Here is a 21,274-nt window from a genome sequence, read left to right on the forward strand (position 1 = left end):
TCGGAGACTCATGCTCAGACTCGGCGTCAACATCGACCACGTGGCCACGCTGCGCAACGCGCGGGGTACGCCCTACCCCGACCCGCTGGAGGCGGCGCGGCTCTGCGCCGCGGCGGGGGCGCATGGAGTCACCATGCACCTGCGCGAAGACCGCCGCCACATCCGGGACGACGACGTGTTCCGAGTGAAAGAGGCGGCGGTGCTCCCGCTGAATCTCGAGATGGCGAATACGCCGGAGATCGTCGATATCGCCCTGAAGCTCCAACCCGCCGAGGTCTGCCTCGTACCCGAACGGCGCGAGGAGCTGACCACGGAGGGCGGGCTGGACGTGATCGCGAACCGCGACCGGCTGGAGCCGACGGTGCGCAGACTCGGCGAAGCCGGGATCGAGGTCAGCCTGTTCGTGGAACCGGACCCGGAAGCGCTCGACACCGCCGCGGCCCTCGGCGCGCCCGTGGTGGAACTGCACACCGGGGCGTACTGTGACGCCGCGGAATCATGCAAACCCGCCCTCCTCGACCCGCTCATCCGCGGGGCGGAGTACGCGCACGGACTGGACCTGCGGGTGAACGCCGGGCACGGAATCCACACCGGCGTCATGGAAGGTATTCTCCGAATACCCCACATCGACACGCTGAACATCGGCCACAGCATCGTGTGCCGCGCGGTCATGACCGGCATGGAACAGGCCGTACGCGAAATGCTGGACTCCATGAACGCTCACGAAAGGAGAACGCCATGACCCCGCTACTCGCCGTCAGCCTGAATACCGAACACTGGATCGGAGCTACCCTCACCCTGCTGATCGGACTGGGCATCACCGGCGGACTGCACTACCTGCTGCGCCGCCGCTTCGATCAGCTCGCCGGCGCCGAAGAAGCCTCCGCACGACGCACGGCGTGGCGGGCGGTCTTCGAAATCGCGTTTCCGCTGGCCTATTTCAGCGTCGTTTCCATCGCCGTACGCGCCCTCGAACCCGGTCCTTCCGTGATCCGCACCCTGGAGGTCGCCGCGGCGGCGCTGCTGACCTTTCTCGCCATCCGGTTCATCCTGATGGCCCTGCAGATCGCGATGGAGAAGTTCTACGTCGGCAAAGGCAAACTCACCCGCGAGATGACGTCCGGGCTGATGCTGATCGCACGCATCCTGGTGTGGGTCTTCGGCATCCTCTTCCTGCTCGATAACCTCGGATTCCAGGTCTCTTCGCTCGTGGCAGGTCTGGGGATCGGCGGCGTGGCCCTCGCGCTCTCGGTGCAGACCGTCCTCGGCGACCTGCTCAGCTACTACGCGATCCTGCTCGACCGCCCGTTCAAGCTCGGCGACTTCCTGATCATCGGCGACCTGCTGGGGACGGTGGAACACATCGGAATTAAAACGACGAGAATCCGCAGCCTGAGCGGCGAGGAACTGATCTTTTCGAATACCGACCTGCTGAATTCACGAGTGCGCAACTACATGACCATGCAGCGCCGGCGCGTGGTGTTCAAGCTGGGCGTCACCTACGATACGCCCGCAGAGAAACTGGAAAAAATCCCCGGTATGATCGAATCGATCATCCGCGATCAGCAGGACACGCAGTTCGACCGCTGCCACTTCTCCGCCTACGGCGACTTCAACCTGATCGTCGAAACCGTGTACTACGTGATCGGCGCCGACTACGTGAAGTACATGGACCTTCAGCAGGCGATCAACCTGCGGATCAAGCGGGCCTTCGAAGCCGAGGGCATCGAGTTCGCGTTCCCCACCCAGACCATCCATCTCAGGAACGAGTCCGAGCTGACGGAGGGCGGGAGCTGACGCTGAGGCCGGGGAACCGCGTTATCGCTCACCAAGCCCGTGAACGACCTCACCCCGCGGCGGCCTCGCGGATGGCGGCGATGATCTTCTCGGACATTTGCGGATCGTTCTTCAGCGTCTCGCGCGCGGCGTCGCGCCCCTGACCGAGCTGGGTCCCTTCCCACGAAAGCCAGGAGCCTTTCTTCTCGATGACGTTGTGCTGCAACCCGGCATCGATCACGCTGCCCGCGTAGGAGATGCCTTCCGCGTACAGGATGTCGAATTCCGCTTCCGTGAACGGCGGGGCCACCTTGTTTTTGACCACCTTGACGCGGGTGCGATTTCCGTAATGCCGGCCCGTACCGTCCTTGAGCGCGCCGATGCGGCGGATGTCCATCCGCACCGAGGAGTAGAATTTAAGGGCGCGGCCGCCCGGCGTGGTCTCGGGGCTCCCGAACATCACGCCGACTTTCTCGCGGATCTGGTTCGTGAAAATACAGGTGCAGCGGGAACGGTTGATGGCGCCGGTCAGTTTGCGGAGCGCCTGCGACATCAGCCTGGCCTGCAGACCGACGTGCGAATCGCCCATCTCCCCTTCGAGTTCCGCGCGCGGCGCCAGGGCCGCTACCGAATCGACGACCACCACGTCCAGCGAATTGCTGCGCACGAGCGCATCGCAGATGTTCAGCGCCTCTTCGCCCGAATCGGGTTGAGAGACCAGCAGATTGTCCAGATCGACCCCGATCCGCTCGGAGTACGCCGGATCGAGCGCGTGCTCGGTGTCGACGAACGCGGCCGTCCCGCCCTGCTTCTGCGCATTCGCGATAATGTGGAGCACGAGCGTCGTCTTGCCGGAGGCCTCCGGGCCGTAAATTTCCACCACGCGACTGCGCGGAACCCCGCCGATGCCCAGCGCCATGTCCAGCGTCAGAGATCCGGTCGGAATGGACTCTACCGGCTTGCGCCGACCCTCGTCCCCCAGGCGGACGATCGCTCCGTCGCCGTATTGCTTCTGGATCTGCGCGATCACCGTGCTGAGCTGCTGCGCGCCGCCGGATTCTTCTTCCTTCTTCTTCGCCATCGAACGTTCTCCCGGTTGGCCCCGCGCCCCTGCCGAGGCTTTATCTTGCTGATTGTGAACGATTTGAGAACAGATCGCGGGGCATCATGTAAGACGGCATACTAAAAGACCCGCACGCGGTATGTCAATCCGCGCCCGCGAGAGGCAGCGATTCTCATTATGGCTTCACCCTTTTCGGTCGGGGTGGAACCCGACCCTCCCAATGCCCGAAAAGGCGTCGGATATCGACTCGGGAGGGACGGCTGCCACGCCGTCCGCAGTCGGAATGCGGCCATAATGAGAACTGCTGCGCGAGAGGACGTTACTCATCCTTCCATCTTCTGTGTCCCCTGTGCCCCTTTGTGGCCCCTTTTTCTCTCCCTCGTATTCCCGGCGCGGCCGTGATAGACTTCGCCCGCAGATCACACGAGGAGGCGATAGCATGAGAGGACGATGGATTGCAGCATGCGTGCTGATCGCGGCCGCGGCGGCGCCTGTATCCGCGCAGGAGACGATTACCGTCAGCGGCCGGGCCGAATCACTGGAGCCGGCCGACACGGCCTTTGTCTCCATGTACGTCATCGGCACGGGCGAAGACATGAGCACGGCGGCGGAAGACGCTGACATGCGTCTGCGCGACGTGCTGGACGCCCTCCCGGAAGCGGGCGGGAACACGGTCCGCGAGCGCACCGTCTTCGATGTGTGGACGGGCGCGCAGCCGGTGGACTACTTCACGCCCGTGCCGCAGGACGCCCTCTCGCAGCCGCAGGTCATCCGCCGCATCCTGCTGGAGACCGCGCCCGAGCGCACCGCGATCTTCGGCATGATCGACGACGCCATGTACGCCGGGGCGCGCATGGAACTGCCCGCGCCTCCGCAGGAAGGCGAGCCGGGCGTGAGTACCTACAAGCATAATCTCGTCGTCTACGGGCTGCGCGACGCGGCCTCCGCCGAGGAGGCCCTGCGTGCGGAAGCCCTGGAGGAGGCCCGCGCCCGCGCGGGTGAAATGGCGGCCGAAGTGGGCCGGGATCCGGGCGGTATCACCCGGCTCCGCGCGGAATATCACGGCAGGAGCCTCGAACGCGACATGGAGATCCCGCTGCGCTATTCGGGTACGGATGCCGACCGCATCAGGCTGGTCTGCCGCATTGAGGCTACCTTCGCGCTCAAGGCGCGCGAACCGGACGCAGAAGACGAAGAAGAATAAGGGCCGCGTACGGGACGAGATGCCGTCCGCCGGAAACCGGGATCTTTGACACCGGAGTGCGCTGACGCCGTCAGCGCTTTTTTCAGAGCGGTGACGTAAGTCACCGCACTCCAGAACGCTTCTCGATTCTCTCGCCACCCTTCTCGCGGTCTGGAGTGCGCTGACTCAGTCAGCGCTTTTTCCAGAGCGGTGACGCAGGTCACCGCACTCCAGAACGCTTCTCGATTCTCTCGCCACCCTCTCACGGTCTGGAGTGCGCTGACGCCGTCAGCGCTTTTTCCAGAGCGGTGACGCAGGTCACCGCACTCCAGAACGCTTCTCGATTCTCTCGCCACCCTCTCACGGTCTGGAGTGCGCTGACGCCGTCAGCGCTTTTTCCAGAGCGGTGACGCAGGTCACCGCACTCCAGAACGCTTCTCGATTCTCTCGCCACCCTTCTCGCGGTCTGGAGTGCGCTGACTCCGTCAGCGCTTTTTTCAGAGCGGTGACGTAAGTCACCGCACTCCAGAACGCTTCTCGATTCTCTCGCCACCCTTCTCGCGGTCTGGAGTGCGCTGACTCAGTCAGCGCTTTTTCCAGAGCGGTGACGCAGGTCACCGCACTCCAGAACGCTTCTCGATTCTCTCGCCACCCTCTCACGGTCTGGAGTGCGCTGACTGAGTCAGCGCTTTTTCCAGAGCGGTGACGCAGGTCACCGCACTCCAGAACGCTTCTCGATTCTCTCGCCACCCTTCTCGCGGTCCTCAGCGATCCTGCGGTGTTGCGCATAAGAATTCCGTTAACCATCCCTTGCATGATGCCGCGTGCTTGATCCTTTCATCGCACCGCTTGATAATTGCTCTTCATGAACGCTCCCGCCGACTACTGGCCTCACGCTCCCATGCATCGTCTCTCTGAGAAAGGCGGTTATATGGTCACGGCGGGTATCTATCAGAAACGGCCGATCCTGAATACGCCGGAGAAGCGTACACTCGTGATGAAACAGCTGTTCGAATCTGCGAACCATTTCGGATGGAGGCTGCAGGCGTGGGCCGTGATGATTAATCACTACCATTTTGCCGCCCTTTCGCCCGAGGATCCTTCCAATCTGACCCGGATGATTTCCTCGATCCATAAGTGGACCGCCCTCGAACTGAACCGAATCGATGGTATGCGCGGCCGCCGGGTCTGGCACAATTACCGCGAGACGCATGTCACATTTCAGACATCGTGGCTGGCGAGACTGCGGTACATTCATCAAAATCCGGTTCATCACGGGCTCACGGACCATGCTGCCAGCTACCGGTGGTGCTCGCAGGCGTGGCTTGAGCAGAAGGCGAACCGGGCCTTTGTGCATACACTCAGCCGGATCAAGACCGATCGCATTCATGTCGCGGATGAGTTCTGATTGTCGCGGCCTGGAGTGCGCTGACGCCGTCAGCGCTTTTTCCAGAGCGGTGACGCAGGTCACCGCACTCCAGAACGCTTCTCGATTCTCTCGCCACCCTCTCACGGTCTGGAGTGCGCTGACTCCGTCAGCGCTTTTTTCAGAGCGGTGACGCAGGTCACCGCACTCCAGAACACTTCTCGATTCTCTCGCCACCCTTCTCGCGGTCTGGAGTGCGCTGACGCCGTCAGCGCTTTTTTCAGAGCGGTGACGTAAGTCACCGCACTCCAGAACACTTCTCGATTCTCTCGCCACCCTTCTCGCGGTCTGGAGTGCGCTGACTCCGTCAGCGCTTTTTTCAGAGCGGTGACGTAAGTCACCGCACTCCAGGACACTTCTCGATTCCCATCGCCGCCCTTCTCGCAGTCTGGAGTGCGCTGACTCCCTCATCGCTTTTTCAATCCACTTCTACGCTCCCCGATCGCGGCAGAGCGCGCGGACGGACCGGTTGTAGGTCGCCTCCCCTTCGGCGCTGAAAAAGCAGCCGGGGATCTCGCCCGCGGCGCGGTGCATCCTGACGCACTCACAGCACAGCCCCTTCTTTCCGCATGGATAGGTGCAGGTGCATTCCGCCTTGTTGCGTTCAATATTCGGACAGTCGGCCATCGTTGCCTCCCATGTCTGACATTGCTCTGCTCGAATGAAAAAGCCGGGGCCTGTGAGGGCCCCGACCTTACGCCATGATTCCGATCAATCAGTCCCAGGAATTCAGGTCGTCGGTATTGTCCCCCCCGCCCTGATCGTTCTGGTTCGGACCGCTCGACCAGACCGCGACCGAGCGGCCTTTCAGATTCACGGACGGCCCCGCCGTGATCTCGTTGTCATAATTGCCGTCGTACGCCACCTGATACTCCTCGCCCCACGGATCGACGAAATCACCGTCGTCGAGACTCTTCTCGCCCACTTCGAGAAAGACGATGCGCCGCGGGTTATCCTCGCTGAGATCGGCATCGTCATCGGCGCGGAGGATATTGACGAGCTGCTCGTCCGTACTGAACGTGCCGTCCGACGCGCCGGTCTGATTCGGATACTTCCCGTACTCGCTCTCGTACGCCTTGACCGCCATTTCGATCGACTTGATCTCCGTGCGCGCCTTGGCCTTCTGCGCGTTCTCCTTCACCTTGGAGACACCGGGCACCACGATCGCCATCAGGATCGCGATAATCCCGATCACCGTCAGAAGCTCGATCAGTGTAAACCCGTCACGACGTTTTTTGCTCTGCTCTTCCATCATCGGCCCCTCCCTCACTGATTCACGTAGATGTTGTCGCGGTTGTTCAGACTGTCCCGGTCCTGATTGGGACTGTCGTCGCCGTCCGGTCCGACGGACCAGAGTTCGTAGCTGTAACGGCTCAGCCGGTTGTAGCGGTACTGGCTGCCCCACGGATCGATGAGCCGGATTTCATTTCCGACCTGATTGGTGCAGGTCAGCGCCATCGGCATGCGGTACAGCCGGAGAAGTCCTTTGCCATCCGCTTCGCCCTCGCTGTCCCCCACATCCTTGCGAAGAAATTCCAAGGTGAGATTTATGTAGTTTCCGCTGTTCTCCGGGTAGCGCCCCAGCTCGATTCTGTACTCTTCGAGATAGTTGCCGATCTCCTGCAGATCCGCCTGCGCACGCGCCTCGGCCGCCTTTCGGGATGCATACCCCGAAACGCCGAGCACGATCCCCGCCAGCAACCCGATGATAGCCATCACCGTGAGCAGCTCGATCAACGTAAATCCCGCATATCGCCTTTGCATCGGCCCTCCCCCGTGACTTGCAGGCTTTCAATATAAGCGCTGTTGCGATACCTGTATAGGTCAAAACGATTCTGAAGGAAGAAGGAAGAATCAGAGTCAGAGGAAGAGGAAGAGTCAGAGGAGTGGAGCGGTGAAGTATTATATAGCTGAATCAAAAATCGGACGGGCGATTTCGCGGGCGCGCTTTCTGATAGCGCTGGGGATCGCAGCGGGGGCGGCGGCGAACGCGGGGGCCCACTTTCAGACGCTGCTTCCCGCGCCGGCCCTGGTCTCGGAGGCGAACGAGGTCAGGTTCGACATCCGGTTCACCCATCCGATGGAAGGCGGGCCGGTCATGGATATGAAGCCGCCACGGCTCTTCGGGGTACTCACGCCCTCCGGCCGCCGGGATCTCACGGAGGACCTGCAGGCCCATGAACTGGACGGAGTAACCCGTTATTCGGCGCGCGTCCCGATGCGCGAACCCGGCGATCACATCTTCTACCTCGAACCCGCTCCCTACTGGGAACCCGCCGAGCAGAAGATGATCATTCATTACACCAAAGTGGTGGTCAACGCGTACGGCCTGGAGCAGGGTTGGAACCGCACGGCGGGACTGCCGGTGGAAATCAGGCCGCTCACCCGCCCCTATGGCATCTGGGCCGGCAATCTGTTCCGCGGCGTGGTCCTGCACAAAGGCGAACCCGTACCCCACGCGGAAATCGAAGTCGAGTACTGGAACGAGGACGGGACAGTAAAACCGCCTGCCGCACCCTACATCACCCAGGTGATTCATGCCGACGCCGACGGCGTGTTCGCCTACGCCATGCCGCGCTCCGGCTGGTGGGGGTTCGCCGCTCTCCTGGACGGGGAGGAACCCATGCTCAATCCGGAGGGGGAGAACGTCGACGTAGAACTCGGCGGGCTGATCTGGATTTATGCGGACGATATGGAGTGAGGGGAATGTGCGTTTGAGGGATGAAACCTGAGACCTGAGTGAGAGTGAAGAATCGGTATTCACTACGTTAGAGAGTGAGTCAGAATCAGAGTTAGAATCAGAGTTGAAGTGCGGGAAGGGTATTGGATTTTCGCCGCGCCTGCCACGAATCGCCCACGCCGTTGCCGCGAAAGTCACGAGGCTTCATGCATCTCGCCGAAGGCATACTGAGCGCCCCGGTCCTCGCCTGCGGCGCCGCCGCGACGGCGGCGGGCACCGCGGCGGGACTTAAGGCGATGCAACCGGACGACATCCCGCGCACGGCTGTACTGACGTCCGCGTTTTTCACCGCCTCGCTGATTCACGTGCCGCTCGGGCCCGCCAGCGCCCACCTCGTGCTCAACGGGCTCTGCGGCCTCCTGCTCGGATGGATGGCCTTCCCCGCCATTCTCACCGCCCTGCTCCTGCAGGCGCTGCTGTTCGGATACGGGGGGGTCACGGTCCTGGGAGTCAACGCCTTCAACCTGGCTCTCCCCGCCGCCCTGTTCGGCACGCTCCTGCGTCTCCCCCTCAGGAATCCGCGCGGGCTGCGGACCGTCTTCGCTGCGGGATTTGCCGCAGGCGCCCTCGCCCTCGCCGGAAGCACCCTGCTGGCCGCGCTGAGCCTGGGGCTTTCCGGCCGCGAGTTCCGGGCCGCCGCCGCGCTCCTCGTCGCCGGCCATGTCCCGCTGATGATCGTCGAAGGGTTCGTCACCGCCTCCGCCTGTCTCTACCTCTATCGCGTCCGCCCCGAAATGCTGGGGGCACCTCCGGGAGGCGAACATGAAACCTGAAACCGTATGGATCTCCATCCTGATCCTCTTCCTCTTCGTTTCGGGCGCGGCGGCGCACCGTATACACGTGTTTGCCTCGCGCGAAGGCCCGAACGTGGAAGGGCGTGTCTACTCCTCTTCGGGGCGGGGAATCCGCGCGGACGTACGCCTGTACGATGCAGCGGATGACCTCGCAGCGCGGACGCAGACTTCGGAGAACGGCACCTTCCGGTTCGACGGACTCGACACGAAGGTGACACGCGTGGAAGCGGTGACTGACGACGGCCACCGCGCGGAACGCGCGCTGAACCCCGTCCCCGGCGGAGCCCCCTCCGAGTCGGCCGTATCCGCCCCCGAGCAGGGGATACGCCTCCGCGACGTGATCGCCGGGCTCGGCACTATCGCCGGCCTCGCCGGCCTCGCTCACTTCTGGAGTACGCGGAGAAGGGCGCGGGGCGGGAAGACCTGATCCCTTCCTCATAACCTTTCGACAAACCGCGCCGTATCCCCTACCCTGCAACGTTCTCGCCCGAAATGGACTTACCGAGAGACAGGAGGATTCATTCATGACACGTCCAGCCATTGCCGAAACCATCCGATCCGGAACGCGCCTCGTGTCGGACGGCGCCTGGGGCACCCTGCTCCAGCAGCGCGGACTTCAGGCCGGGGAATGCCCGGAGGGCTGGGTCCTGACCCGCCCCGACGACGTCCGCGACGCGGGCCGCGCCTATATCGAGGCGGGCGCCGACATGATTCAGGCGAACACATTCGGCGGGACGCGCCTCAAGCTCGCACACTACGATCTCGCCGAAAAGGCCGCCGAAATCAATGAGCGCGGCGCCGCGCTCTCCCGCGAGGCCGCCGGTGAGGATCACTGGGTCATCGCGTCGATGGGACCGACCGGCCGCATGCTGCTGATGGGAGATATCACCGAAGAGGACATGTACGAGGCGTTCCGCGAGCAGGCGGTGGCCCTCGAGCGCGGGGGCGCCGACGCCGCCTGCGTGGAGACGATGAGCGACGTGCAGGAGGCCGCCCTCGCGATACGGGCCGTGCGCGAGAACACCGCCCTCGAGATCATCTCCACATTCACGTTTGAGAAGTCGGTGCAGGGCGAATACCGCACGATGATGGGCGTCGCGCCCGCGGAGGCCGCACAGGCGGCGCTCGACGCCGGTGCGGCGGTCATCGGGTCCAACTGCGGCAACGGCATCGCCGGCATGGTCGAAATCGTAAGCAGTCTGCGCGAATCGTACCCGGAAGCGCCCATCCTCATCCACGCCAATGCGGGCATCCCGCGGACGGAGGGCGACCGGACGATCTTCCCGGAAACGCCCGAGGAAATGGGCCGCCAGGTTCCCGCGCTGCTCGACGCCGGCGCGTCGATCATCGGCGGCTGCTGCGGGACCGGACCCGACCACATTCGCGCCGTGCGCGCGGCGGTCGACTCGCGGAGCGGTCAAGCGTCGGAGCCGGAAGACTGCAGTTCGTAGTACCGCGCGTAGTGGCCGCCGAGGCGGATCAGCTCGTCGTGCGTCCCCTCTTCAATGATCCGCCCGTCTTCGATGAAACAGATGCGGTCGGCATTGACGATGGTGCTGAGCCGATGCGCGATCACGAAACAGGTCTTGTCCTTCATCACCCGCTCCAGCGCCTCCTGGATGAGACGTTCGGTCTCGGAATCCACGGACGAGGTGGCTTCGTCGAGAATCAGGATCGGCGGGTTTTTCACGATCGCGCGCGCGATCGAGATGCGCTGTCCCTGTCCTTCGGAGATCTTCACCCCGCGCTGGCCGAGTTCGGTGTCGTATCCGTCTGAAAGCCGCTGCGCGAACTCGTCGACGTTCGCCTGCCGCGCCGCCTCCTTGATCTCCTCGGGCGTGGCCTCGAGCCGTCCGTAGGCAATGTTGTTGTAGAGCGTGTCCGAGAACAGAAAATCGTCCTGCATGACCAGGCCCACATTCCGGCGCAGGGACGGGAGCTTGATGCGGTTGACGTCCACACCGTCGATGCGGAGCGTTCCTTCGTAAGGCTCGTAGAACCGGGGGATCAGCCGGGTCAGCGTGGTCTTGCCCGTTCCGCTCGGCCCCACCAGCGCCACGGTCTCGCCGGGCGGCACCTTCAGGCGGATATCCCTGAGCACGGGCGTCGTGTCGTAGCGGAACCAGACGCCGTCGAATTCGACCTCCCCCCGCGCCCGGCCCAGATCGACGGCGTCCTCCACGTCGGTGATGTCCGGTTCGCGGTCCATGAACGAGAAATAGCGCTCCACGCCCGCGAAATACTGGATCAGGGCCTCGTTGATCAGGAACAGCATCAGCAGCGGGAACATCAGACGCTGGAGGTACATGACGAACGCCGCCAGCGTACCCACGGTCATCGCGTCGGGATTGAGGATCGCCGTGCGCCCTCCGAGTCCCAGCGCGAGGGCCAGGGCGAACCCGAGGATCAGGATGGACGTGGGAAACAGCCAGGACCACCAGAAGATCGCCTTCATGCGGCTGCGATAGTGGCCCCGGTTCTCCTGCTCGAAGCGGTCCATCTCATGGGATTCGCGCACGAACGACTGGATGATGCGCACGCCGGAGAGGTTCTCCTCAGCCTGCGAAGACAACGAGGCCTTGTGTTCGCGCACCCGGCGTTCGGCGCCGAACATGCGCCGCGAGACCCACCACGCCACGAAGGCGACCAGGGCGACAATGACCATGCACACCGCCGCCAGCGACGGATGAAGCATCAGCAGCAGCGCGGCCGTCAGCACCAGCGTCACGGTATTGGTCACCCACGTCTGCGGCGCGTGATACAGGACCTCCTCGCCGCGGTTGAGATCGTCGATCAGCCGCGAAACCAGCTCCCCGACCCTGATGTTGTCGTGGAAGGAGAAGGACAGCTTCTGCAGGTGCCAGTAGAGATTGTTGCGCAGCCGGTAGGTGACCCGCTGCGCGACCATGTGGCCGATGTAGTGGCGGAACCAGTCGATCACCGCCGCCAGGGCGAAGATGGCCATCAGCGCGCCCGCGGCAAGCCAAACCAGGCCGATGTCCTTTTGCGGGATCGCACGGTCGATCACCGCGCGCACGACCAGCGGCGGCAGAACGAGGAGGATCGCAAAGAGCACGTGCAGCACCCAGATCCCGTAGAACTTTCCCCTGTAGGGAGGCAACCCTTCGCGGTGAAACCGCGCAAACAGCCCCAGCGTCTCGCGCATCTGTCGTATGCTCTTCATCATCAAACGTCCCGTGCGTAAAAGCGGCCTATTTTCTCCGCCCGCCGCCGCGCGTGCAAGGCGATAACGCGAAAACGGGGAAACTCGTGGCAACCGTGGCAACGCCACGCCTGGCGGCGGGCTCGGCGTCGTCGGAAAACTCGGGGAAACTCGTGGCAACCGTGGCAACGCCACGCCCGGCGGCGATGCTCGGCGTCGTCGGAAAACCCGGGGAAATTCGTGGCAATCGTGGCAACGCCACGCCTGGCGGCGGGCTCGGCGTCGTCGGAAATCCCGGGGAAATTCGTGGCAACCGTGGCAACGCCCCGCCCGGCGGCGGGCTCGGCATCGTCGGAAAACCCGGGGAAACTCGTGGCAACCGTGGCAACGCCCCGCCCGGCGGCGGGCTCGGCGTCGTCGGAAAACCCGGGGAAAATCGTGGCAACCGTGGCAACGCCACGCCTGGCGGCGGGCTCGGCGTTGTCGGAAAACCCGGGGAAATTCGTGGCAATCGTGGCAACGCCCCGCCTGGCGGCGGTGCTCGGCAAAATCGCTCCCCCGATTGCCACGCTCTCCCCCCGACTGCCACGACTTCCACGATCCCCCGACTGCCACGCTCTCTCCCCGATTTCCACGACTCCCCGCTCCCCCGATTGCCACGCTCTCCCCCCGCTCCCCCGACTGCCCCGATTTCCACGACTCCCCGCTCCCCCGACTGCCACGCTCTCCCCCCGACTGCCACGATTTCCACGATCCCCCCGATTGCCACGATTTCCACGATCTCTCCCCGCTCCCCCGACTGCCACGATTCCCACGATCTCTCCCCGCTCCCCCCGACTGCCACGATTTCCACGATCCCCCGATTGCCACGCTCTCCCCCCGACTGCCACGATTTCCACGATCCCCCCGATTTCCACGACTGCCACGATCTTTCCCCGCTCCCCCCGACTGCCACGATTCCCACGATCCCCCCGCCCCCGCTCCCGGATTGATCCGCGGCCTTCGATCCTGCATGCTCACCGGTGATGAGTTGTATCACCCCATGGCACCGGCCCCCGCGCCTGTCCGGGATCGATCCGCGGCTCCGTCTGGGGGCGGCGGCGGCGTTCGCTGTGACGGCGGCGGTGTGCGACTCCACGCTGGCGCCGGCCGTGATGCTGTCCTTTTTCGTCCTGCTGGCCCTCGCGGAACAATTTCCGCTCCCGTCGCTGATGCGGCGTCTTCTTCCGCTGAATGTCTTTCTGTTGTTCGTCTCGCTGACGGTCGTATTCAGCGGGGCCGGCGGGGCGGCCACGGTGGCTGAAATCTACATCAAGGGTAATGCGATCATGCTCAACATCGTGCTGCTGATGGGCAGCATGGACATCTTCACGCTCGCGCACGCCCTGCAGCATTGTCACGTGTCGCCCAAAGCGGTCCAGGTACTGCTCTTCAGCTCGCGCTACCTGGAACTGATCCAGCATCGCGAGTACAACCGGATCTACGACGCGATGCGGTCGCGCGGGTTCAGGCCGGCACTCAATCTTCATACGCTGCGCTGTTACGGGATGCTCACCGGCCAGCTCCTGATCCGGGGGCACGACCGCGCCGAACACATCCTGCAGGCCATGCGCTGCAGGGGCTTCAACGGCGTCTTTCATCCGCTCGACGATCTCGAATTCCGGCGGCGTGATCTCTATGCCGCGCTCACCGCCGCCGCGCTGTTCATCACCCTTGTTCTGCTGGAAACCGGAGTGACGCCATGATCGAAGTCCGCGACCTGCACTTCCATTACGCCGGCGGCCCGTCCGTGCTGAGCGGATTGAACCTGCGGATCGATCAGGGGGACCGGCTTGGACTCTACGGCGAGAACGGGGCGGGAAAAACCACGCTCTTCCACCTCATCATGGGGCTCGAATTTCCCGGACAGGGGCGCGTCATCTGTTTCGGCGAACCCCGCACCACGGAAGCCGAATTCCAGGACGTCCGCCCGCGGATCGGCCTGCTCTTCCAGGACGCGGAAGACCAGCTCTTCTGTCCCACGGTGCTCGAAGATGTGGCCTTCGGCCCGCTCAACCAGGGGTGCCGCCGTGCGGCGGCGGAGGAGCGGGTTCAGGAGGCCCTCGAAAAAGTCGGTCTTCCGGGATTCGAGGACCGCCGCATCCACACGCTCTCCGGCGGGGAGAAAAAACGGATCGCCATCGCCGGGCTGCTCGCAATGAAGCCCGACGTGCTGCTGCTCGACGAACCCGCCGCGCAGCTCGACGCCGCGGGGCTCGAGATCCTGCGCACCATTCTCCGCGACTGGCACGGCGCGCTCGTCATCGCGTCGCACCGCCCCGTGGTGTTCAAAGAAACCGTGACCCGCGAAGTCTTTCTGAAGAACGGAGTCATTACGGGATAAAGGAGTGGCCGATGTCACGATTAGTGATCGAAGGAGGACACCGGATCGGCGGGTCGTTCGCGCCGCTGGGCAACAAGAACGCCGTGCTGCCGATGATCGCCGCGTCGCTGCTGACCGACGAACCGCTGCACCTCCGCAACGTACCGGACATTCGCGACGTGGCGGTGATGCTGGAACTGGTCGAGTCGCTCGGCGCGGAAGTCCACCGCAATAAACGCGAAGTGGAAATCCGCGCGGCGGGGGTGCGGCACACCGAGGTGCCCGAAGCGCTCTGCCGCCGGGTGCGGACCTCGATCCTGCTCGCCGGCCCGCTGGCCGCGCGCCATGGCGAGGCCACGCTGTTCCCGCCCGGCGGCGACGTGATCGGGCGGCGGCGGCTCGACACCCACTTCTACGGTCTCCGCAAGCTCGGCATCGAGGTAGACGCCGGAGAGCGGTACCGCTTCCGGAACACCGGGCTGCGCGCCGCCGACCTGCTGCTCGACGAGGCCAGTGTGACGGCGACGGAGAACATCGTCATGGCCTCCGTCCTGGCGCCGGGCACGACCACCCTCTACAACGCCGCCTGCGAGCCGCACGTGCAGGACCTCTGCCGCATGCTGAACAAGATGGGCGCGCGCATCTCGAACATCGGCGCCAACCGGCTGACGATCGAGGGCGTCGAGGCGCTGCACGGCGCGGAACACGCGATCTGCCCGGATCACATCGAACTCGGGAGTTTCGCCGCGGCCGCGGCCATTACCGGCGGGACGCTCGACGTGACCGCGCCCTCCGACCCCGTCACGCTGCGGGTGATCCAGAAGTCGTTCGACAAACTGAACCTGCGTTTCGTGCCGCAGCAGGACGGGACCGTACGGGTGCCCGCCCCGGAAACGCTTCGGGTGGAGCACGACTACGGCAACGCGATTCCGAAGATCGAGGACGGCATCTGGCCCGCCTTCCCCTCCGACCTGATGAGCGTGGCGATCGTCCTCGCGACACAGGCCGGGGGCACCATCCTCTTCTTCGAAAAACTCTTCGAGAGCCGGATGTACTTCATCGACCACCTGCTCGGCATGGGCGCGCACATCGTGCAGTGCGACCCGCACCGCGTCGTCGTCACCGGCCCCGCCCCGCTGCACGGCACGCGGCTGACCTCGCCGGACATCCGCGCCGGGATGGCGATGATCATTGCTGCGCTGTGTGCGCAGGGGACGAGCGTAATCGAAAACGCCGCCATGGTCGACCGCGGCTACGAGGACGTCGACGGCCGCCTGCGCTCACTCGGAGCCGTGATCGAGCGGGAGGACTGAGGCATGCTTCCCCCGGCGACTTCGGGGGCCCGGCCGGTCAGGCGGAGCGAGCGGCCTCGAGCGCGCGCTCGTAGTCCGGTTCCTCCGTGATCTCGGATACGAGTTCCGTGTGAAGCACTTTATTCTCCGCGCTCAACACGACGACCGCCCGGCAGGTGAGGCCCTTGAGCGCCCCGTCGACGATCTCCACGCCGTAGTCGCGCCCGAACGAGGACCGGAAGGTCGACAGCGGCACGACCTCGGTCATCGATTCGCATACGCGTCCGGCCGCGAACGGGAGGTCGGCGGATACGTTGAGCAGGACCACGTCGTCGAGATCCGCAACGGCATCGTTGAACTTCTTCGCCATCGTCGAGCACACGGAGGTGTCCAGGCTCGGTGTGATGCTCAGGACTTTCTTTTTGCCCTCGAAAGCGCCGAGCCCGATATCCTCGAGATCGGTATGGGTCAGCTGGAAATCGGGTGCGGTATCCCCGACAGACGGGAGTTCCCCGCTCGTATTCATTTTATTGCCCTTGAATGTTACTTCGGTCATGTCGCCCTCCTCGTTTGAAGACAGTGTAACAGAGAGCGGAAGGGGCACAAAGGGTTTCCGTTTTTCATCTACCGCTTGCAGTTGTGGCAATTTTATGTTATTTGGCAATATAGTCTCAAAGGGGGATCTCCAATGGAACTTGTTCTCGATCGCTTCGGACGCGTCCTGCTGCCCAAATCGCTGCGGCGCGACTACAACCTGCGCCCGGGGAGCCGGCTCTACGTCGACGAAGAAAGCCGGGCGATTATCCTCCGTCCCGAAACGGAAGAGGAGCCGCTGCACAGGGAGAATGGCGTCCTCGTCTTTGCCGGCGATGCCTGTGGAGATTTGGACAAGGCCCTTGAGCGATCGCGCCGGGAGCGCATGGACAAGACGGGCGGCAGGCAGGCGTGAATATCCTCTTCGACACCTCGGTGTTGATCGCGGCTTTTGTCGATACCCATACCGCCCACGGCCCCGCGCTGAAGCGGCTGGCCGCGGCCCGGCGTGCCGGGGACACGATCATGGTCAGCGCACATTCGCTGGCTGAACTCTATGCGGTCCTGACCCGGCTTCCGCTGCGCCCCCGCATCCGTCCCTCCACCGCGCGCCGCCTGATCGAGGAAAACACAAGGGACGCCAAGATCGTTACGCTCTCCGCACGGGATTATTACCGGGTGATAGCCCGTCTGGAGGAAGCCGACATCAGCGGGGGCGTATGTTACGACGCCCTGATCCATCATGCGGCGTGCAAGGCGAAGGCCGAACTCCTGTTGACGCTCAATCCCTCCGACTTCAACCGCCTGCCGGCCACACGCGGGACCCCGGCGATCGAAGAACCGTAGGACGGCCCGACGTTTATTTTCCCAGGCAGAAGCGCGAGAAGATGCGGTCGAGGAGGTTCTCGTGAAAGGCGCGGCCGGTGATCGCGCCGAGCGTCTCGAGCGCTGCGCGCAGGTGTTCCGCCGCGAGGTCGGCCCGGGTCTCGCCACCCTCGCTCCAGCGCGCGCAGGCCGCCTCGATCTCACGGCGGGCTTCGTCGAGCAGCGCCCGGTGGCGCTCGCCGATCACGGCATGCGGCGGCGCGTGACGGTCGATGTTCCTCTCGAGAAACTCGGTCAGGGCGCGGCGTACGTCCTCCACACCCCGCCCCTGCGCGCAGCTCGTCTCGACCACCTCGAACTCGCTGAACGGAAAATGGAAATCCGGACTGCGGACATCGCTCTTGTTGAGCACGACGACCGTGCAGCCGGGATCGAGCAGCCCGAGCCGCGTCTCGTCTTCGGCCTCGAGCGGACCTGAGACGTCCACCACATACAGGGCGAAATGGGAGGCGCGGTGGGTCTCTTCCGCGCGCCGGATACCCTCGCGCTCGATGGCGCAGTCCGTCTCCCTCAGCCCCGCCGTATCGACCAGTCGCACGGGAAACCCGTCGAGCACGTATCCCTCTTCGATCGTATCGCGCGTGGTCCCGGAGACCTCCGTCACGATCGCGCGCTCGTATCCGAGCAGCGCGTTGAGCAGCGTCGACTTGCCCGCGTTGGGCCGGCCGAGGATGACGACCCGCGCGCCTTCGCGCAGCAGCCGGCCCTCGTCCCAGGTCGAAAGCAGGCGGTCGACCTCGTCCAGCCCGTGCTTCAACCGCGCGTCGAGTTCTTCAAGCACGCGCGCCGGAAGTTCGTTCTCCTCGAAATCCAGCGTCGCCTCCACATCCGCCGCCGCATCCATGAGATGATCGTAGAGCCCGTCGAACGACCGGCTCAGCTTCCCCTCCAGCTGTTCGGTCGCCGCGCCGGCGGCGCGGTCGGATTGCGCCCGGACCAGATCGCAGATCGCCTCGGCCTGCACGAGGTCGACCTTACCGTTGAGAAACGCACGGCGGCTGAATTCGCCCGGTTCCGCGCCGCGCGCGCCGGCGTCGAGCACCGCGCGCAGGATGCGCCGCAAATTGATCGCACCGCCGTGTCCGTGCAGCTCGGCGGTGTCCTCGCCCGTGAAACTGTGCGGCGCACGCATCACCAGACAGAGGCCGCGATCCAGTTCGGTCCCGTCCCCCGCCACGAATCGGCCGTAGGCGAAGGTTCCGGCCTCCATCGCCGCGGGTGCCTCGCCGCGACCGGCGCGGCGGAACACGCGGCCGGCCGTGCCGAGCGCGTCCGGGCCGGAAATGCGCACGATGCCCACCCCGCCTTCGCCCGGCGGCGTCGCGATCGCGGCGATGGTCGTGTTGTTCCCGAGGCCCGTATTCATCCTCTCCCCCGTTCGTTCCGGCGGGCATTATGGCCATGGGAGTCCGGGAAGGAAACCCGATATTCCGGGCCACGAAGTGATCTGGGAGTATGGAAGGCCACAAAAAGGCACAGGAGACACAGAAGAGGTTTTTTCCATCGGCCACAAAAAGGCACAGGGGACATGGATGAACAGACTCCCCTTTTCATCGCGCGCCGTTTCGCGCATGCTCGGTCCATGACTGAAAATCCGCATCCGCTATCGACGTTCCGAAGGTGTCACGACACGCTGGTCGGCATCGACTCCGACGGCTGCGTCTTTGACACCGTGGCGCACAAGCAGCACGTCTACGTCCAGCCGCTGATTATCGAATACTGGGGGCTCGAAGCGGCGGCCGACCGCGTACGCGAGCTGGCGGATCACATCAACCTGCACTCCACGCACCGCGGCGGCAACCGGATCGCGAACCTGCTTCACCTCTTCCTGGCGATGCGTGAGGACCGGGAGATTCGTCGTTCCGGCGCAACCCTGCCGCCCGTCGATGCACTGCGCGCCTTCATCGAGGCCGGTCATCCTCTGAACAACGAGGCGCTGGAGCGCGAGGCGCGGCGCAGCGGCGACCACGAGTTGCAGAAGGTGCTCGACTGGAGCCGCGAAGTGACCCGCCGGATGGCGGAGGAGATGGAACCGCTCCCGCCGTTTGAACACGCGGCGGAGGCGCTGCGGCTGATCGCGGAACGTTCGGATGCCGTCGTGATTTCGCGCACGACCGAAGACGCGCTGGTACGCGAATGGACCGCGAGCGGGCTGCACGGGCATGTCGATGCGATCGCGGGCCAGGAACGCGGGGAAAAGGCGGACATCCTCCGCCAGGCGGATCGGGACTATGCTCCCGGGCACGTCCTTGTGCTCGGCGACGCCCCCGGCGACCTGCGTGCCGCGCGCGAGACCGGCGCGCTCTTCTTCCCGATCCTGCCCGGCCGCGAGGCGGAGAGCTGGCGGCGCTTCATCGACGAGGGATACGAGCGGTACCTGAACGGCACCTTCGCCGGCGAATACGAGCGCGCATGGATTGAGGATTTCCGGTCGCAACTCGGCCGGGAGGGGTAAGCGGCGGTCCTTGAAAGATTACAATAAACCGCAGGATAATTCGTTGGGCGTGATGATGGGTCAGGGAAAACTCCGGGCATCGCGGGTGGCTGCGGATTCAATCTGCACTACCGTCACCCTGAGGGCTTTTCGGCGTCCACCCCGGATCGAGTCGAAAGCGGGAGAACATCAAAATTACACCGGGAGAAGCATGGGGGACGCGAGCCGGATGATCAGATCTATCGTTTTTTTTATCATGTCCGTCGCGACCTGTGCGGCCGGCCGTGATTCCTTGGACTGGGAGGCCTGTGTACGACTCGCGGAACAGCACCACCCCCGGCTCGTGGCGGCACAGGCCTCTGTGCGAGCCGCGCAGGCGGGCACGGACATCGCCGAATCTTCAACCCTGCCTCAGCTTTCGGTGAGCGGCAGCGGGCGGTACAGTGAATCGGGTGGCGCAGGGGTTCCGGCCACCGGCCGCGAATCCTACGGCGCCGATTTCGGCGTCAGTCAGAACCTGTACAGCGGCGGCGAAAACCGGGCGCGTATCGATTCGGCGCGCGCCGGGCTCGAGGCCGCGATCCGCTCTTACGAAATCACCGCCGCCGAGGTGACCCTCGATCTCCGCCGCGCCTTCATCGAGCTCCTCTACGCGCAGCAGCAGGTGGCGCTCAACCGTGGCATCCTCGACCGCCTGATCGGAAACGAGAAGCTCGTGGAACTCCGCTACGAGGGCGGCCGCGAACACAAGGGCTCGCTGGCCCTGAGCCGTGCCACCACCTACGAGGGACGCACCGACCTGGCCCAGGCCGAGCGGCAGCGGAGCATCGCCCGCGAGAACCTCGCCCGCACGATCGGACTCGACCACGTGCCGCCCGCCCTGGCCGTGACGGGCGCGTTCGAGGTCGACGGCACCCCGGTCTGGAGCGGGGGGCGCGAGCTCGCCCGTGCCACGCCTGAATTCTCGCGCCGCCTGGCCCTGCTCGATCAGTCGGAGGCCGACCTTCGCTCCGCGGAAAGCGGCCTCCGGCCCGACCTCGATCTGACCGGTTCGGCCGGCCGGGCAGGCGAGGACCTCTATCTCGACGAATACAGCTGGTCGGCCGGAGTACGCCTCTCGTTCCCCTTCTGGTCCGGCGGACGCGAACGCCATAGAATCCGGCAGGCCGAGGCGGGGCTCCTGCAGGCCGAGGCCGAAGTGCGCAATACGCTCGATGCGCTCACACGTACACTCGCCGACGCCTACCGGTCCTACGCGGACGCGGCGGAAAACGTCGAGGTACGCACCCGTTTCCTCGAGGCCTCCGAACTGCGCGCCTCGATCGCCCGCCGCCAGTACGAGAGCGGACTGCTCAGTTTCGAGAACTGGGACATCATCGAGAGCAACCTGATCCAGAACCGCAAACAGCTTCTCCAGAGTCAGCGCACGGCGCTGATCGCCGCCGCACAGTGGACGAGGGTCCGGGGTCTCAACGCCTTCGACCGCGCTGCCGTTCGGCGGAAGGAATCGTACGACCGGCGGGAGGCGCGGCCTGCGCAGAGGACGGAGGGGCCGTAGCGTCGCGCCCCGGGCAAGGGCCCGGACCTATTTGCGGCCCCGTGGCTGAACACACATCAGGGAA

At 64.6% G+C, this 21,274-nt stretch carries 22 protein-coding genes; 15 read left to right on the forward strand and 7 right to left on the reverse strand.

Features of this window, described 5'->3' with window-relative positions; all coding sequences use genetic code 11:
* Nucleotides 1–10: 10 nt before the first annotated feature.
* Together L21SP4_RS09230 and L21SP4_RS09235 are read left to right on the forward strand one after the other, a co-directional pair.
* The gene (locus L21SP4_RS09230; RefSeq protein ID WP_052882385.1) at nt 11–742 is read left to right on the forward strand and encodes a pyridoxine 5'-phosphate synthase; all 732 of its coding nucleotides are present in this window, start codon (nt 11–13) and stop codon (nt 740–742) included.
* The gene (locus L21SP4_RS09235) at nt 739–1,797 is read left to right on the forward strand and encodes a mechanosensitive ion channel family protein (protein WP_052882386.1); all 1,059 of its coding nucleotides are present in this window, start codon (nt 739–741) and stop codon (nt 1,795–1,797) included. The genes L21SP4_RS09230 and L21SP4_RS09235 overlap by 4 nt, the downstream gene beginning before the upstream one ends.
* 49 nt (nt 1,798–1,846) lie before the next feature.
* Here the strand turns inward: L21SP4_RS09235 and recA are convergent, their stop codons facing one another.
* Entirely contained in the window at nt 1,847–2,857 is a 1,011-nt protein-coding gene (recA, locus tag L21SP4_RS09240; RefSeq protein WP_074041440.1) for a recombinase RecA, read from the reverse strand.
* Between the two features lie 421 nt (nt 2,858–3,278).
* Here recA and L21SP4_RS09245 point away from each other — a divergent pair, with 421 nt between their 5' ends.
* Complete coding sequence (locus tag L21SP4_RS09245; protein ID WP_082116661.1) at nt 3,279–4,043, forward strand: SIMPL domain-containing protein; 765 nt, start codon at nt 3,279–3,281, stop codon at nt 4,041–4,043.
* 910 nt (nt 4,044–4,953) lie between these two features.
* Nucleotides 4,954–5,430 (forward strand): transposase, encoded by a 477-nt coding sequence (locus L21SP4_RS09250; protein WP_160300775.1) that lies wholly within the window; start codon nt 4,954–4,956, stop codon nt 5,428–5,430.
* A gap of 447 nt (nt 5,431–5,877) precedes the next feature.
* On the opposite strand, the gene L21SP4_RS09255 is transcribed toward L21SP4_RS09250, so the two are convergent.
* The 3 genes from L21SP4_RS09255 to L21SP4_RS09265 all read right to left on the reverse strand — a co-directional run bounded on the left by L21SP4_RS09255 (nt 5,878) and on the right by L21SP4_RS09265 (nt 7,212).
* A complete protein-coding gene (locus L21SP4_RS09255) occupies nt 5,878–6,075 on the reverse strand; it encodes a DUF6485 family protein (protein ID WP_052882389.1) in 198 nt (65 codons plus the stop codon).
* A gap of 88 nt (nt 6,076–6,163) precedes the next feature.
* The gene (locus L21SP4_RS09260; RefSeq protein ID WP_052882390.1) at nt 6,164–6,703 is read right to left on the reverse strand and encodes a prepilin-type N-terminal cleavage/methylation domain-containing protein; all 540 of its coding nucleotides are present in this window, start codon (nt 6,701–6,703) and stop codon (nt 6,164–6,166) included.
* Between the two features lie 11 nt (nt 6,704–6,714).
* The gene (locus tag L21SP4_RS09265; RefSeq protein WP_074041442.1) at nt 6,715–7,212 is read right to left on the reverse strand and encodes a prepilin-type N-terminal cleavage/methylation domain-containing protein; all 498 of its coding nucleotides are present in this window, start codon (nt 7,210–7,212) and stop codon (nt 6,715–6,717) included.
* A gap of 130 nt (nt 7,213–7,342) precedes the next feature.
* On the opposite strand from L21SP4_RS09265, the gene L21SP4_RS09270 reads away from it, so the two are divergent.
* The 4 genes from L21SP4_RS09270 to L21SP4_RS09285 all read left to right on the forward strand — a co-directional run bounded on the left by L21SP4_RS09270 (nt 7,343) and on the right by L21SP4_RS09285 (nt 10,433).
* Nucleotides 7,343–8,149 (forward strand): DUF4198 domain-containing protein, encoded by an 807-nt coding sequence (locus L21SP4_RS09270; protein WP_201774619.1) that lies wholly within the window; start codon nt 7,343–7,345, stop codon nt 8,147–8,149.
* 185 nt (nt 8,150–8,334) lie between these two features.
* Nucleotides 8,335–8,961, forward strand: a complete 627-nt coding sequence (cbiM, locus tag L21SP4_RS09275; protein WP_052882392.1) for a cobalt transporter CbiM — start codon at nt 8,335–8,337, stop codon at nt 8,959–8,961.
* Nucleotides 8,951–9,409 (forward strand): carboxypeptidase-like regulatory domain-containing protein, encoded by a 459-nt coding sequence (locus L21SP4_RS09280; protein ID WP_052882393.1) that lies wholly within the window; start codon nt 8,951–8,953, stop codon nt 9,407–9,409. Before cbiM ends, L21SP4_RS09280 begins: the two co-directional genes overlap by 11 nt.
* 97 nt (nt 9,410–9,506) lie before the next feature.
* The gene (locus L21SP4_RS09285) at nt 9,507–10,433 is read left to right on the forward strand and encodes a homocysteine S-methyltransferase family protein (RefSeq protein ID WP_074041443.1); all 927 of its coding nucleotides are present in this window, start codon (nt 9,507–9,509) and stop codon (nt 10,431–10,433) included.
* Here the strand turns inward: L21SP4_RS09285 and L21SP4_RS13125 are convergent.
* Nucleotides 10,400–12,169 (reverse strand): ABC transporter ATP-binding protein, encoded by a 1,770-nt coding sequence (locus L21SP4_RS13125; RefSeq protein WP_052882394.1) that lies wholly within the window; start codon nt 12,167–12,169, stop codon nt 10,400–10,402. The genes L21SP4_RS09285 and L21SP4_RS13125 overlap by 34 nt on opposite strands.
* A gap of 1,001 nt (nt 12,170–13,170) precedes the next feature.
* On the opposite strand from L21SP4_RS13125, the gene L21SP4_RS09300 reads away from it, so the two are divergent.
* The 3 genes from L21SP4_RS09300 to murA are packed head-to-tail and all read left to right on the forward strand — an operon-like array spanning nt 13,171 to nt 15,820.
* Entirely contained in the window at nt 13,171–13,890 is a 720-nt protein-coding gene (locus tag L21SP4_RS09300; RefSeq protein ID WP_074041578.1) for an energy-coupling factor transporter transmembrane component T family protein, read from the forward strand.
* Nucleotides 13,887–14,528, forward strand: a complete 642-nt coding sequence (locus L21SP4_RS09305; protein WP_052882397.1) for an energy-coupling factor ABC transporter ATP-binding protein — start codon at nt 13,887–13,889, stop codon at nt 14,526–14,528. The genes L21SP4_RS09300 and L21SP4_RS09305 overlap by 4 nt, the downstream gene beginning before the upstream one ends.
* 11 nt (nt 14,529–14,539) lie before the next feature.
* Nucleotides 14,540–15,820 (forward strand): UDP-N-acetylglucosamine 1-carboxyvinyltransferase, encoded by a 1,281-nt coding sequence (murA, locus tag L21SP4_RS09310; RefSeq protein ID WP_052882398.1) that lies wholly within the window; start codon nt 14,540–14,542, stop codon nt 15,818–15,820.
* A gap of 37 nt (nt 15,821–15,857) precedes the next feature.
* On the opposite strand, the gene tpx is transcribed toward murA, so the two are convergent.
* The gene (tpx, locus tag L21SP4_RS09315) at nt 15,858–16,355 is read right to left on the reverse strand and encodes a thiol peroxidase (RefSeq protein ID WP_052882399.1); all 498 of its coding nucleotides are present in this window, start codon (nt 16,353–16,355) and stop codon (nt 15,858–15,860) included.
* 132 nt (nt 16,356–16,487) lie between these two features.
* Between tpx and L21SP4_RS09320 the strand changes: the two genes are divergently transcribed.
* Together L21SP4_RS09320 and L21SP4_RS09325 are read left to right on the forward strand one after the other, a co-directional pair.
* On the forward strand, nt 16,488–16,748 hold the full coding sequence (locus L21SP4_RS09320) for an AbrB/MazE/SpoVT family DNA-binding domain-containing protein (RefSeq protein ID WP_052882400.1): 261 nt from the start codon (nt 16,488–16,490) through the stop codon (nt 16,746–16,748).
* Nucleotides 16,745–17,179 carry a PIN domain-containing protein gene (locus tag L21SP4_RS09325; RefSeq protein ID WP_052882401.1) on the forward strand — a complete coding sequence of 145 codons (435 nt, stop codon included), beginning with the start codon at nt 16,745–16,747 and terminating at the stop codon, nt 17,177–17,179. Before L21SP4_RS09320 ends, L21SP4_RS09325 begins: the two co-directional genes overlap by 4 nt.
* Before the next feature lie 13 nt (nt 17,180–17,192).
* Here L21SP4_RS09325 and mnmE read toward each other — a convergent pair whose 3' ends face one another.
* Entirely contained in the window at nt 17,193–18,584 is a 1,392-nt protein-coding gene (gene mnmE / locus L21SP4_RS09330) for a tRNA uridine-5-carboxymethylaminomethyl(34) synthesis GTPase MnmE (RefSeq protein ID WP_052882402.1), read from the reverse strand.
* Nucleotides 18,585–18,800: 216 nt separating this feature from the next.
* Here mnmE and L21SP4_RS09335 point away from each other — a divergent pair, with 216 nt between their 5' ends.
* Together L21SP4_RS09335 and L21SP4_RS09340 are read left to right on the forward strand one after the other, a co-directional pair.
* Nucleotides 18,801–19,673 (forward strand): HAD family hydrolase, encoded by an 873-nt coding sequence (locus L21SP4_RS09335; protein WP_074041579.1) that lies wholly within the window; start codon nt 18,801–18,803, stop codon nt 19,671–19,673.
* Nucleotides 19,674–19,881: 208 nt separating this feature from the next.
* Nucleotides 19,882–21,210, forward strand: a complete 1,329-nt coding sequence (locus L21SP4_RS09340; protein WP_160300778.1) for a TolC family protein — start codon at nt 19,882–19,884, stop codon at nt 21,208–21,210.
* The last annotated feature ends 64 nt before the right edge of the window (nt 21,211–21,274 follow it).

The organism is Kiritimatiella glycovorans (genome assembly GCF_001017655.1).
GTDB classification, from domain to species: Bacteria; Verrucomicrobiota; Kiritimatiellia; order Kiritimatiellales; family Kiritimatiellaceae; genus Kiritimatiella; species Kiritimatiella glycovorans.